Annotated in this window: 13 protein-coding genes and 1 riboswitch; of the genes, 6 read left to right on the top strand and 7 right to left on the bottom strand. The window is 72.3% G+C overall.

Annotated features, from left to right (window positions below; genetic code table 11):
• Positions 1-78 precede the first annotated feature (78 nt).
• A complete protein-coding gene (locus Dvina_RS16825; protein WP_223103415.1) occupies positions 79-1,104 on the bottom strand; it encodes a hypothetical protein in 1,026 nt (341 codons plus the stop codon).
• 31 nt (positions 1,105-1,135) lie between these two features.
• Positions 1,136-1,218: riboswitch (ZMP/ZTP riboswitch) on the bottom strand.
• 287 nt (positions 1,219-1,505) lie between these two features.
• Between Dvina_RS16825 and Dvina_RS16820 the strand changes: the two genes are divergently transcribed.
• Positions 1,506-1,664: a hypothetical protein gene (locus Dvina_RS16820; RefSeq protein WP_223103414.1), complete on the top strand. Its 159-nt coding sequence runs from the start codon at positions 1,506-1,508 to the stop codon at positions 1,662-1,664.
• A 52-nt stretch (positions 1,665-1,716) separates the two neighbouring features.
• Here Dvina_RS16820 and Dvina_RS16815 read toward each other — a convergent pair whose 3' ends face one another.
• Both Dvina_RS16815 and Dvina_RS16810 read right to left on the bottom strand, forming a co-directional pair.
• Entirely contained in the window at positions 1,717-2,418 is a 702-nt protein-coding gene (locus tag Dvina_RS16815; protein WP_223103413.1) for a response regulator, read from the bottom strand.
• A complete protein-coding gene (locus tag Dvina_RS16810) occupies positions 2,388-3,608 on the bottom strand; it encodes a sensor histidine kinase (RefSeq protein WP_223103412.1) in 1,221 nt (406 codons plus the stop codon). The genes Dvina_RS16815 and Dvina_RS16810 overlap by 31 nt, the downstream gene beginning before the upstream one ends.
• A 131-nt stretch (positions 3,609-3,739) precedes the next feature.
• On the opposite strand from Dvina_RS16810, the gene Dvina_RS16805 reads away from it, so the two are divergent.
• Entirely contained in the window at positions 3,740-4,360 is a 621-nt protein-coding gene (locus Dvina_RS16805) for a class I SAM-dependent methyltransferase (protein ID WP_223103411.1), read from the top strand.
• A 273-nt stretch (positions 4,361-4,633) separates the two neighbouring features.
• On the opposite strand, the gene Dvina_RS16800 is transcribed toward Dvina_RS16805, so the two are convergent.
• Positions 4,634-5,320 carry a response regulator gene (locus Dvina_RS16800; RefSeq protein WP_223103410.1) on the bottom strand — a complete coding sequence of 229 codons (687 nt, stop codon included), beginning with the start codon at positions 5,318-5,320 and terminating at the stop codon, positions 4,634-4,636.
• Positions 5,317-6,300: a sensor histidine kinase gene (locus Dvina_RS16795; RefSeq protein ID WP_223103409.1), complete on the bottom strand. Its 984-nt coding sequence runs from the start codon at positions 6,298-6,300 to the stop codon at positions 5,317-5,319. Before Dvina_RS16795 ends, Dvina_RS16800 begins: the two co-directional genes overlap by 4 nt.
• Positions 6,301-6,418: 118 nt before the next feature.
• Between Dvina_RS16795 and Dvina_RS16790 the strand changes: the two genes are divergently transcribed.
• Positions 6,419-6,934 (top strand): hypothetical protein, encoded by a 516-nt coding sequence (locus Dvina_RS16790; RefSeq protein ID WP_223103408.1) that lies wholly within the window; start codon positions 6,419-6,421, stop codon positions 6,932-6,934.
• On the top strand, positions 6,924-8,108 hold the full coding sequence (locus tag Dvina_RS16785) for an NYN domain-containing protein (RefSeq protein WP_223103407.1): 1,185 nt from the start codon (positions 6,924-6,926) through the stop codon (positions 8,106-8,108). Before Dvina_RS16790 ends, Dvina_RS16785 begins: the two co-directional genes overlap by 11 nt.
• Here Dvina_RS16785 and Dvina_RS16780 read toward each other — a convergent pair.
• A complete protein-coding gene (locus Dvina_RS16780; RefSeq protein ID WP_223103406.1) occupies positions 7,996-8,670 on the bottom strand; it encodes a response regulator in 675 nt (224 codons plus the stop codon). The two genes, Dvina_RS16785 and Dvina_RS16780, sit on opposite strands and share 113 nt — an antisense overlap.
• Before the next feature lie 5 nt (positions 8,671-8,675).
• Positions 8,676-10,073, bottom strand: a complete 1,398-nt coding sequence (locus Dvina_RS16775) for a HAMP domain-containing sensor histidine kinase (RefSeq protein ID WP_223103405.1) — start codon at positions 10,071-10,073, stop codon at positions 8,676-8,678.
• Between the two features lie 110 nt (positions 10,074-10,183).
• On the opposite strand from Dvina_RS16775, the gene Dvina_RS16770 reads away from it, so the two are divergent.
• Together Dvina_RS16770 and Dvina_RS16765 are read left to right on the top strand one after the other, a co-directional pair.
• Positions 10,184-11,029 (top strand): ABC transporter ATP-binding protein, encoded by an 846-nt coding sequence (locus Dvina_RS16770; protein ID WP_223103404.1) that lies wholly within the window; start codon positions 10,184-10,186, stop codon positions 11,027-11,029.
• Positions 11,026-11,976 carry a hypothetical protein gene (locus Dvina_RS16765; RefSeq protein WP_223103403.1) on the top strand — a complete coding sequence of 317 codons (951 nt, stop codon included), beginning with the start codon at positions 11,026-11,028 and terminating at the stop codon, positions 11,974-11,976. Before Dvina_RS16770 ends, Dvina_RS16765 begins: the two co-directional genes overlap by 4 nt.
• Positions 11,977-12,000 lie beyond the last annotated feature (24 nt).

The following is a 12,000-nucleotide window of genomic DNA, read 5'->3' as shown; positions in this document are numbered from 1 at the left end:
CCATCCCGGAAACCCTCGATCCCGTCGACGACTACGCGCCGTGACTCCGCAAGCCGGTCAGGATTGTCGACCGGCCCTTCAGTGGCGAAACAACCGCAACCCCGTGTGGGTCAGGTTGATGCCGTGTGCACCAGCTGCGTCGGCGACCAGTGCCGAGCGGGCTGAGCCGCCCGGCTCGGCGATGTGGGTCACGCCGAATTTGGCCGCCTCAACGATGTTGTCGACGAATGGTAGGGCCCCGTCGGAAGCAAGGCTCACATTGTGCAGCGGTTCCGGAACGTCGATGGTTTTGGCCAGCTCAAGCTGTCTGGCGACGCGCACCTGTACGGACTGGTGTGCATCGGGATCGCCGCCGGGAACGAAACGGCGCCGGTGCCACAGCTGTGCCTTTGCACCGGCAAGGCGAATGCAGTCCACCCGAGACTGCTGGCCAGCGCCCACCCCGAGAGTCGCACCGTCACGAACCAGCACTACCGAATTCGATTGGGTGTACCGCACAGTGCTCACCGCGAGCCGCAGGTCGGCGGACAACTCGTCAGGCAGCGGGGCATCGTCGCGGCGCTGAACGAACCGGAGCCCGTAAAGTTCGCGCACCTCTTGGGCCGGCGGCTCGAACGTCACGTCCGCCTCCAGGACGAGGTAGGTGCCGTTCTTCTTGGCCGCCAGCACTTCGACTGTGCCCGGCTCGTAGCCAGGGGCGATGATGCCATCGCTGACCACCCGCGCCAACAGGTCGGCGAGCGCGGCGGTGACCGGCGCGGACACCGCGACCATGTCGCCGTAGGAACTCTTCGGGTCGGTGTCGCGCGCCCGGGTATACGCGCGGGTCACCGCATCTGCGCCCGCGTCGACCCCGAACAGGGCGGCGGTCACCGCGTCCAGCGGCCCGGCCAGCGCCGCCCCGGCCGGCGACACATGCTTGAACGACGCCGCCGCGACCGACCCGGACCCGGACGCGGCCTCTCGCACCAGCTGCCATGCGGCTATCGCGTCGAGCAGGTTGAGGTAAGACGGCCTGCCGTGCAGCACCGTGAAAGGCGCTGCGCCGACAGGTTCGACCGACGCCGGAGCCTGGTGAGGGTTCATGCCGTACCGAAGCTGCACTTGGCCTCCAGGACCACGAACGACGAAGCGTCGCGGTTGCCCAGGCGGTCGGCGCCGACGTCACAGCGGCCCATCCCCGGTGGTACTCCACCCTCGCCAGTCCTGGCCGCATTCCCATCCTAGATTCCCGGCCAGCCGCACGTCGCATGCTCATGCCGCGGTCCGCGCTTCCGGCATGCCACCCGCTGATCAGGCGGCATTGAGCGCGGGTGCTGTGGCGCGTCGACTGTTCGCGCGGGTGATCCGGCGGGTCATGAGGTTGATGTTTGCCCACGTGATGTCTGCGTGCGTTGTCGCCGATCGGGGTATCGAGGTCCGTAGCAGTCAATACGAGAGGTGGCACGATGACCGGCACTGAACCTCGAGCTTCAGCCCGGAAGCGGTGGGCTTTCACTGCGATCGTGGTGGCGGAGCTGCTGCTCATCGCGTACCTCATCGCTGGGGCGTTCCGGGCTGACGACGAGTGGCGGCTGTGGTACGCACTCGGCGCTGCGGGGCTGTTCTTGCTCGTCGGTGCGATCGTGTGGTCGCGATGGCGCGGGCCCGCTTCCCGCGGTTGACCTCTTGCCCGGCCATCGGCCTGACGCGGGAGCCCGGTGAACGTGCGGCGCGTCAGCGCCGCACGGGCCGATCGGGCCTTCCGTCAGCCTCCCCGGGGCGGCTCAACCCGCTCTCGTACGCCCACACGACCGCCCCGATCCGGTCGCGAACCCCCAGCTTGCCGAGGATTCGGCCCACGTGGGTCTTCACGGTGGTCTCCCCGAGGTGCAGACGGGCCGCGATCTCGGCGTTGCTCAGCCCGCGAGCGACCAGGCCGAGCACCTCCCTTTCCCGGTCGGTGAGTCGCGTCAGGCGGGCATCGGGCAGCGGGCCGGGGCCGGCGGTGACGAAACGGTCCAACAGCCGCCGGGTGACCGACGGCGACACCATCGGGTCGCCGCGCAGCACGCCGCGGATCGCGACGAGCATTTCCGCGGCGGGAGCGTCCTTGACCAGGAAGCCGTCGACGCCGGCCCGCAACGCGGCGAACACGTACTCGTCGAAGTCGAACGTGGTGAGCATCAGAATGCGGGTGGCGGGCTGCGCGGCGCGGATGCGCCCGGCTGCGGTCACCCCGTCCAGGCCGGGCATCCGCACGTCCAGCAGCACCACATCCGGCCGGTGCTCGGCTGCGCCGTCGACCGCCTGAAAGCCGTCGGCGGCCTCGCCGACCACGGTGAGGTCCGGCTGGCTCTCCACGACCATGCGGAGCCCGACCCGCATCATCTCCTGGTCGTCGCAGATCAGGACCCGAGAGGGCGGCTGGTCGGACATGCATCCATGCTGTCGGTGTGTGGCTGTGAAAACGCTGTGCGGGCCGGCTCGAGGGGAAGTGTGGCAACCACCCGGAAGCCGCCCTCCGGTCGCTCGGCCGCCTCCAGCGTGCCGCCGAACATCGCCACCCGTTCGCGCATTCCGGCGAGGCCTCGCCCGGACGACGGCAGCCACGGCGTGCCGATCCCGGCCGTACCGTTGTCGCGCACCTCGATCCGGGCGGCCCGCCGCCGGCCCGGCTCGCCGAGGTGGACGGTGACCCGGGCCTCGGCGCCGGCGCCCGCGTGTTTGACCACGTTCGTCAATGCTTCTTGGACGATCCGGTAGATCTGCACCACGACACCGGCCGGCACGTCGTCGCCGTGACCGGAGACCCGGACCGTGGCCACGCCGACCGAGGAGGCCAAGCGGTGCAGGTCGGCCAGGGTCGGTTGCGGCGGCGGTACCGGGCCGCCCGCCTCCAGGACCGCGAGGATACGGCGCAGCTCGGTCAACGCCTCCCGCCCGGTGGCACTGACCAGCTTGAGTGTCCGGTCCACCGCGGCCGGATCAGTGTGCCGCACGAGCTGGGCGCCCTCGGCGTTCACCACCATCACACTGACGGTGTGGGCGAGCACGTCGTGCAGTTCCCGGGCGATCCGGGTCCGCTCCTCGGCGGCCGCGGCCCGCGCCAGCGCCCGGCGCTCCGAGTCGGCCAGCTCGGCCCGGCGCTCGACCGACTCGAGGTAGGCGCGCCGCGCCCACACGCGTTCACCGAGCAGCCACACCGTGACGATCGCCAGGCCGTAGGTGAGCAGACTCCAGGCGACGTCGGACCCGCCGACGGTCAGCGTCCAGGCGCCGAAGAACCCCGCCGTGGCCAGGCCGGCAGCCGCCGCCACGCGCCGCCGCGCGCGCACGACAAGCGTGTACAGCATGACGAGCAACGACAGGTGGGCGAGCGGCAGGTGTTCCGCCCAGGCGCGGGTGAGCAGGCCCAGCCACGCGGCGCCCAGCACGACCGCGGCCACCGCCGCCGGCCGATGACGACGGCCCAGCACCGGCAGCACCAGCCCGGCCAGGACGACGGCCTGCAATCCGAACGGCCGGCCGGCGGGCGGATCCACGATCGCCGGCGCCACCAGCACGACCGCCAGGACCGCATCGGCCACCCCGGCCCAGGTCACCCAGCGCCACCTCACCCTGAACACCGGCCTCACGCTACCGATCCGAGGCCGCCCGGACGTCCTCCCCCACGGCGAACCGGGTCCTCCCGCAGAAGGACGAGCAGCGCCGAATCGCCGGACGACCGATGATGATCATGCAACTTAGCGTCCCCGGCATGTCGATTCTCACCGAGTTCCTGCGCCATCCTCTGCTGACCGGGGCGATCGCCCCGAGCTCGCCCGCGCTCGCCCGGATGATGACCGAAGGCATCGGCCTGGAGCAGGCCCGGACGGTCGTCGAGCTGGGGCCCGGCACCGGCGCCTTCACCGACGCGATCCGGCGCCGCGTGGCCCCCGGCACCCGCATCATCGCGATCGAGATCAACGGTCATCTCGCCGCCAGCCTGGCCGACCGGTACCGCGGAGAACCGGTCGACGTCGTGCACGCCTCCGCCACCCAGCTGGCCAACCTGGTCGACCACCCTGTCGACGCGGTCGTCTCCGGGCTGCCGTGGACGGTCATGCCCGAACCGGTGCGGCAGCGGATTCTCGACGCGGTCACCGCCGTGCTCGCACCGACCGGCGCGTTCACCACATTCGCATACGCCCACGCGGCCTGGACGCCGCCCGCCCGCCAGTTCGCCGCCGAGCTCCGCCAGCGCTTCGCCGTCACGGGAACGAGCCGGTTGGTATGGCGCAACCTGCCGCCGGCCTTCGTACACCGCGCCGCGACACCGAACGTCACGAACATCCACCGCGCTCACGGTGAGACGCGACGGGCGGCCCGCCGAGAGTAGAACGGCAGTGCGCAACCACCGATCGGGAAACGGGATCCGCTGATGGCGGCTCGGCCGGTCGACTCGCACAGTCCTCTGTGGCCATTCGGCACATCGGGTACTTCTGAAGGAGACGTTTGGGGTGCATGCCGTTGAGCATGCCCATGAAGGGCGGGTGGATGCTGTATCCAAGCATGCGGCGGATGTCTTCGGATCCGTGGGTGGCCTGGTTCGCGGACTGCGCGACGAACCTGGTGCCCGAGGTGGCGGACACGGTGGTCCGGTCAGGCCCGGTCAGGGCAGCGGCTCGGCCAGCCCGGTCCGCCAGGCCCAGGCCGCGACGGCGACCCGGTTCGGCAGTGCGAGCTTCGCCTGGATGTTGGCGATGTGGGTCTTGGCCGTGCCGGCGGAGATGAACAGCTCGGCGCCGATCTGGGCGTTGGTCAGGCCCTGGGCGACCAACCGCACGATGTCGACCTCCCGCGTCGTCAGCGGCTTCGGCGCAGAGCCCGCGGCCGCCCCTACCTGACCAGGTTCCGGCCGGACCGGGCCGGCGGGTCGGCCGGCTGTGGTCATCGCCTGCAGCAGCCGGACGGTGACCTGCGGGCTGATCAGGGCATCACCGGCCATCGCCGCGCGGACGCCCTCCACGAGCAGTGTCGGCCCCGAACGCTTGAGCAGGAAGCCGCAGGCGCCGTTGCGCAGTGCGCCGTGGACGTACTCGTCGAGGTCGAACGTCGTGACCACGACGACGCGCAGGCCCACCTCGGTGAGCAGGCGGGTCAGTTCCAGGCCGTCGATGCCCGGCATCCGGACGTCGGCGAGGACGACGTCGGGGCGCAACTGCTGGGCCAGCTCCAGGGCGGTGCTGCCGTCGGCCGCCTCGCCGACCACTGTGATGTCCGGCTGGGAGTCCAGCACGAGCCGGAAGCCGCTGCGCACGTCGGCCTGGTCGTCGGCGAGCAGCACCCGGGTGCTCACGCGGCGGCCCCCGGGATCACGGCGACGACCTCCCAGTCGCGGCCGTCCGGCCCGGCCGACAGCGTGCCGCCGGCCGCGACCACCTGCTCCCGCAGCCCGGCCAGGCCCCGGCCGCCGGAGCCGGCCCGCCGCCGCAGCGCCGGCGCCGACGCGGCCGCGTCGTTGCGCACCCGGATCTCCACGCCCGAGGCGTCCCCGGTGACCGACACGTTCACCCGGCGCGCGGTCGCCGCGTGCCGGCGGACGTTTGTCAGTGCCTCGACCACGACCCGGTATGCCACGGCCGCGACCTCGCGGGGTACGGCGGCCAGGTCCGGGTCCTGGACCAGCCGGACCTCGGCGTCGCCGGCGCCGCGGAACCGGTCGACCAGGCCGGGCAGGTCGTCCAGCGCGGGCAGCGGCCGCACGGCCGGGCCGGCCGGCTCGTGCAGCATGCCGACCATCCGGTCCATCGTGGCCAGCGCGGCCAGGCCCGCCGCCTCGATGCGCTCCAGGGCCGGGCCGGCCGCCTCCGGACGGCTCGCGGCCACGAAGCGCGCGGCCTGAGCCTGGGCCACGATGCCGCTGATGTCGTGAGCCACGAAGTCGTGCAGGTCCCGCGCCCAGTGCAGGCGCTGCTCCTGCCGGGCCCGCTCCACCTCGACGGACCGCTGGTGGGCGGTCAGCCGCGGGTAGCCGCCGACGACAAGCGCGAAGGCCGCCGGCGAGGTCCAGATCAGCGACGCGATGGCGCGCTGCAGCGGGGCGAGTTCGCCGGCCATCGTCCACAGCAGCAGGGCCATCGCGGCGGCGGCGAGCGCGGTGGCGGGGCCGATGTGCCGGCGCGGGCCCCATCGCACGGCCAGGGCCAGCAGCAGCGCCAGCACGCCGGGCACAACCGCGGCGAGATACGACGGGCGGGCCATCCCGGCGGCCGGGCTCGCGCTCAGTACGACGGCGTCGGCGGCCATGGCGATCCGGCCGAGGTGGGCGCGCAGCATGACCTGATCCTAGGCAGCCGGTACCGCCGGCCGCTCTCTGCCGATCGGCAGAGAGCGGCCTGGCAGATCGCCTCATCGGCAGATGGTCCGCGGCACCGCCACCGCCCAGGCTGATGGCATGAATCGATTGACGATGCGGGTGGCGGCGCTGCTGGCCATCACGACGGCGGCCGTTGCGGCCGCGCCCGGCGCCGCTCAGGCCCGGCCGGTGCGACCCGAGTTCGAGACGATGGCGGGAGTTGGGCGGGTGACGCTCACCGGCGACCGGCAGGACGGCGACCACGTGTGGTTCGCGGTGGCGGCGACCAACGCGGGCGGGCGGCTGTGGTACCGGCACCTGAGCCCGGAGGGCGCGGTGCGCGCGGCGGGCTGGGCGGACGTGACCTGCCTGGAGGTCACGGGGAAGGTTGCGCTCCTCGCCGCGACCGTGCCCGACGGCGTGGATGGCATCCGGAACCACGGCTTCTACCTGAAGCTCACCGACAACGCCACGCGGCCGGACGACCTCGTCTTCATCCAGACCTTGAACGGCTCGGAGCCGCCGCCGGCCTACTGCGTGGACCCGGACGTCCAGGTCCCGGGCTGGCCCCACTACCCGGTCCAGATCGGGGGGTACACCGTCCATGGAAACTGAACACACACGCACGGGCTGGCCGGCCTGGTCCGGCTACGCGGCGGCGGCATGGTCGCTGCTGTACGGCCTCCTGGGCCTTTACTGGACCGCGGGCGGCGACGGCTTCCCGTTCGCCCCGATCGACCAGGCCCACCGCTCCGGGTCGGTGCTGGAAGGCACGCGCGCCGAAGTGGTCGCCCCGGTCATGGCCGGGCTCGGCCTCCTCGGGGCGCTCGTCGCGCTGACGATGGCGCGCGGGGCCGGCCGGCGGCGGGGTACGGCCGCGATGATCGGCTTCGGCTGGGTCGCGGCAGCCGCGCTGACGCTCTTCATCCCGGACTACACGATGATCGGCCTGCTCGCGTTCGCCCCGCTGCTACTGGTCTTCGCGTTCACCGGGGTGCCGGGCCCACAGGATGGGCTCGGCGACATCCTCTACTGGCACCGCACGCACCTCATCATCCTGTTCGCCGGCGGCCTGCTGTGGGCCGCGGCCACCCTCGCCTACCAGCGCGGTAAACGGGCGGCGTGCGGGCACTGCGGGCGGCGAAGCGAGACGGCCGGCCGCACCGCAGCGCAGCGCGAGAAGCTGCTGCGATGGGGCCGCTGGGGAGTGGCAGTCGCATGCGTGGCGCCGCTGCCGTACGAGATCACGCGGGTCGCCTGGTTCCTGGGCTACCCGATGGGGATCAGCCGCGACTTCCTGCAGATGATGCAGGACACGCCGGGCATGCTCGACATCGGGCTGGGCTGCGCAGTCGCGTCCACCGCGGGCGGCATCCTCACGCACGGCCTGGTCAGCCGCTGGGGCGAGGTGTATCCGCGGTGGATCTGGTTCCGGGCGGGCCGTCCGGTGCCGGTAGCGCTGGCGGTCGTCCCGGCGTCGCTCGTCGCCGCCGTGCTCGTCCCGGCCGGGCTGATGATGCTGTGGACCATGGACGTGCGCGACGGTTGGGCGCTGCGCGTCCCGAGCGTCTTCTGGCTGCTCTGGAGCGTCGGCCTGGCCATCGCGACGTACGCCTACTACCTGCGCCGCCGCGGCACCTGCCGACGGTGCGGCCGGGGAACCTCGGCGTCTGACGTCAGCGGACTTCCGGATCGGCCGGGCTCCGCAGTGCGTCACCGAGCGGGACCAGGCCGTGCTGCAGCCCGAAGATGGCGGCCTGGGTGCGGTCCTGCAGGCCAAGCTTCATGAGGATGCTCGACACGTGGGACTTGACGGTCTGCTCGCCGAGCGCCAGCGATCGGGCGATCTCCCGGTTGGAGCGGCCCCGGGAGAGCTCGGCGAGCACGTCGCGCTCGCGGGCGGAGAGCCGGTCGAGCGGGCCGTCGCGGTCCTGGTCGCGCCACCGCTGGACCACGGCTGCGGCGACATCCGGCGTCAGGACGCTGCCGCCGGTCGCCGCGGCCCGCACCGCCTCGGTGACCCGGTCGGCCGGGGTGGTCTTGGGCAGGTATGACAGCGCACCGGCCCGCATCGCCTCGATCGCCTTCTGCTCATCGGCGTAGGACGTCAGCACGATGACCGCCGGGCGGTGCTCGGCGCCGCGCAGCGCGTGCAGGACGCCGAGCCCGTCCAGCCCGGGCAGCACGATATCCAGCAGCACGACGTCGGGCCGCAGGCGCCGGATCTCGACGAGCGCCGCCGGGCCATCGCCGGCCTCGCCCACGACCTCGACGCCGAGTTCCTGGCTCAGCATGAACCGCAGGCCCTGCCGCACGACCTCGTGGTCGTCGACGATCAGCACCCGGATCATGGCGTTCACGGTACCGAATCCGGCAGTTCCAAGGGCAGCGTCACCGTGACCGTCGTGCCCTCCCCCGGCGCCGTGTCGATCGCCACCGTCCCGTCCACTTCCCGCAGCCGTTCCCGCATCAGCTCCAGGCCCAGGCCATAGCGGCCGGCGGCGCGGCCGACGGCGAAGCCCCGGCCATCGTCGCGGACCGTCACCTCGACCCGATCGCCGGCGGTGGTGAGGCGCACCGCGATCGCCGCCGGCTCGCCGTGGCGGACAGCGTTGCCGACCGCCTCCTGCACCACCCGCAGCACCGCGTGCTCGGTTGCGGGGCCGAGCCGGCCCGGGGCCAGGTCCGCGGTGACCGGGATGCCGAGCCGGGTCGTATAAGCCCGGCACAGCTGCTCCAGCGCCACGGTGAGCCCGGCGTCCTCCAGCTGCACAGGGCGCAACTCCAGCAGCAGCGCACGCATCTCGCGCATGGTCCGGGCCAGGGCCTGCTCCATGGACTCGGCCTGCTGCTGCAACGCCGAGCCGGGGTCGAGGGCCTTGCGCAGTCCGGCAGCGACAAGGCTCACCGAGAACAGGTCCTGTGAGATCGAGTCGTGCAGTTCGCGGGCGATCCGGCCGCGTTCGGCCCGGCGCGCCTCGGCCCCGGCCGCGGCGCGCTGCTCGGCCAGGGCGGTGTCGAGGCGCTCGGCCATCGCATTGAACGCCCGCTCCAGCCGGCCGACCTCGTCGCCGCCCGACACCGGGACGCGCACCGTCAGGTCGCCGCCGGACATCGCCGCGGTGCCGTCGGCCAGGCGCTGGACCCGCCGGATGAGCCGGCCGGTGCTCAGCAGCCCGAAGAGCGCCCCGACGGGGACCAGCAGCACCAGCGCCCCGATCCCCGGCACCACCAGCGAACCGATCAGCCGGTCCCCCGACGGCCCGGGATCGGTTCCGGACTTCGGTTCGCTCGGAACGGCCTTGATGTCCAGCTCCACGTAGGCGATGCCGGTCGGGCTCGGCTCGGCGGCCCAGTAGAACACCCCGCGCTTGTCGTCCGTACGCCCATCCCTCGGGCCACCGGAACGCGCGAGCGCCGGCAGTTGCGCGTTGCGCTGATACGCGTCAGCCGGGTCGGCCGCGACGACCCGGCCGTCCGCATCGGCAAGCACCTGCACCAGCCCCTTGCGGCCCGCGTTGGCCGCGAAACCGCCCTCGGCCAGGTTATGGGCCAGAGACCGGGCGGTGAGCTGCAGCAGGCTCTGTTCGGCCCGGACGGCCCGGTCCTGTGCGGCCTGCACGGCCCGGTCCGCGGCCCACACGCGCGGCCACATGACGATCAGCAGTACCCCCTCGACCAGGAGCACCGCCGCGGCCGACACCAGAACGTACGACACCGCCATGCGCGGACGCAGACCGAGACGGGAGAACACCGGCCCAGCGTATCGACGGCCGCACCGTCGGCGGATCCCGCAAATCGGGGCGGCCGGGCGTGACCTTCGGGGGATGCGCGCGCTCGTCCGCCCCGGGATCGTCGGTACCCATGACACCCGCACTCGAGGCGACCGGCCTCGGCCGCCGCTACCGCCGGACCTGGGCACTGCGCGACTGCTCGCTCAGCCTGCCGCCGGGCCGCGTCATCGGGCTGCTCGGCCCGAACGGCGCCGGCAAGACGACCTTGCTGAGCCTCGCAACCGGGCTGCTACGCCCGAGCACCGGAGACGTCCACGTCCTTGGCCGCCCGCCGCGCTCCGCGATCGCCGAGGTCGGCTTCGTGGCTCAGGACAAGCCGCTGTACCGCAGCCTCACCGTCGCCGAGACGCTCAGCGTGGGTGACTGGCTGAACCCGAGGTGGGACCTCGCGCTGGCCCGTCAACGCATGGCCCGCGCCGACATCCCGCTCCGGCAGAAGGTCGGCTCACTCTCCGGCGGCCAGCGCTCCCAGCTGGCCCTCGCAATGGCCCTCGGCAAACGGCCGAAGCTGCTGCTGCTCGACGAGCCGGTGGCCGACCTGGACCCGCTGGCCCGCCGCGAGTTCCTCAAGATCCTCCTGGACGAGGTCGCCGACTCGGGAGTGACAGTGGTGCTGTCCTCCCACCTGCTCACCGATGTCGAGCGGACCTGCGAATATCTTGTACTGCTGGCCGCCTCCCGGGTGCAGCTCGCCGACAGCAGCGAGGCCCTGCTCCGCCGGCACCGAATTGCCACCGGTCCCCGAGCTCAGGCGGCCACGCTGGGCTCGGAGCACCGGGTAATACACGCCGAGTACAGCGCGAACCGGGCCAGCCTCCTCGTCCGGACCGAACACCCGATCTCGGATCCGGCCTGGACGGTCCGGCCGGCGTCGATGGAAGAGCTCGTCCTCGCCTACATGTCCACGAACGCATGACCCGGCTCAGTCTGCGGCTGGCCCGCCCCAACCTGCTCGCATCCGCGGTGCTGCTCGTTGCCGTCGCGCTGTACGCGCTGCTGACCCGCCGCGCGATGGCCGGCTACATGGACGCCTCAGGGCTGAGCGCCTGCCTCGCCTCGGGCGCCGACTGCCAGGCCCTCGCCCGCGACTTCACCGCCAACTTCAGCGTCGTGATCGCCTCGTACCGCTGGATCACCCTGGTGCCGCTGCTCACCGGCATGTTCTGGGGCGGCCCGCTGATCGCGCGGGAGATCGAGCAGGGCACCCATCGCCTGGTCTGGACGCAGTCGGTCGGCCGGCTCCGCTGGCTGGCCACGAAGCTGGGCCTGTTCCTGCTCGGCGCCACGACTGTTGCCGCCGCCCTGACCTGGTTGATGACGTGGTGGTTCGCGCCGATGGAGCAGATCCAGGACGACTTCGGCCGGCTCAATCCGGAGGTGTTCGACGTCCGCGGCATCGTCCCCATCGGCTACACACTCTTCGCGTTCACCCTGGGCGCCGCCGCGGGCGCGATCTTCCGGCGGACCGTGCCCGCGATGGTGCTCACCCTCGTCGCGTACCTACCGATCAAGCTCGGCATCCAGGCCCTGCGCAGCCACTACCGGCCACCGCTTGACGTCACCTACGCGTTCGGTACGACCAGCCCGCGCCGCAACAGCGGCGACTGGATCCTCGGCAGCGAGGTCGTCGACCGCGATGGCCACATCCTCGGCACCGTCGGCGTCCTCGACCCCTGCAGCGCCATGCCCGCCCGCGCAGAGGCCCAAACATGCGCGGTCGAGCACGGCTACCGATTCGTGGACACCTACCAGCCCCTCACCCGCTTCTGGACGTTCCAGTGCATAGAGTTCGGCATCTTCGCCGTACTGTCGGCCGTCGTGTTGACCGTCGCGGTGTGGTGGATCCTGCGTCGCGCGGCCTGATCGCTCATCAGAACGCGAGCCGTG

The sequence above is a fragment of the Dactylosporangium vinaceum genome (genome assembly GCF_019904175.1).
GTDB classification, from domain to species: domain Bacteria; phylum Actinomycetota; class Actinomycetes; order Mycobacteriales; family Micromonosporaceae; genus Dactylosporangium; species Dactylosporangium vinaceum.
This window is presented reverse-complemented; position numbering and strand designations above follow the sequence as displayed.

What these genes read in the sequence shown, in the direction of transcription:
- Dvina_RS16765 (WP_223103403.1), top strand. Translation starts at nt 11,026, where the DNA reads ATGACCCGGCTCAGTCTGCGGCTGGCCCGCCCCAACCTGCTCGCATCC.
- Dvina_RS16785 (WP_223103407.1), top strand. Translation starts at nt 6,924, where the DNA reads ATGGAAACTGAACACACACGCACGGGCTGGCCGGCCTGGTCCGGCTAC.
- Dvina_RS16815 (WP_223103413.1), bottom strand. Translation starts at nt 2,418, where the DNA reads ATGTCCGACCAGCCGCCCTCTCGGGTCCTGATCTGCGACGACCAGGAG.
- Dvina_RS16795 (WP_223103409.1), bottom strand. Translation starts at nt 6,300, where the DNA reads ATGCTGCGCGCCCACCTCGGCCGGATCGCCATGGCCGCCGACGCCGTC.
- Dvina_RS16790 (WP_223103408.1), top strand. Translation starts at nt 6,419, where the DNA reads ATGAATCGATTGACGATGCGGGTGGCGGCGCTGCTGGCCATCACGACG.
- Dvina_RS16780 (WP_223103406.1), bottom strand. Translation starts at nt 8,670, where the DNA reads ATGATCCGGGTGCTGATCGTCGACGACCACGAGGTCGTGCGGCAGGGC.
- Dvina_RS16770 (WP_223103404.1), top strand. Translation starts at nt 10,184, where the DNA reads ATGACACCCGCACTCGAGGCGACCGGCCTCGGCCGCCGCTACCGCCGG.
- Dvina_RS16805 (WP_223103411.1), top strand. Translation starts at nt 3,740, where the DNA reads ATGTCGATTCTCACCGAGTTCCTGCGCCATCCTCTGCTGACCGGGGCG.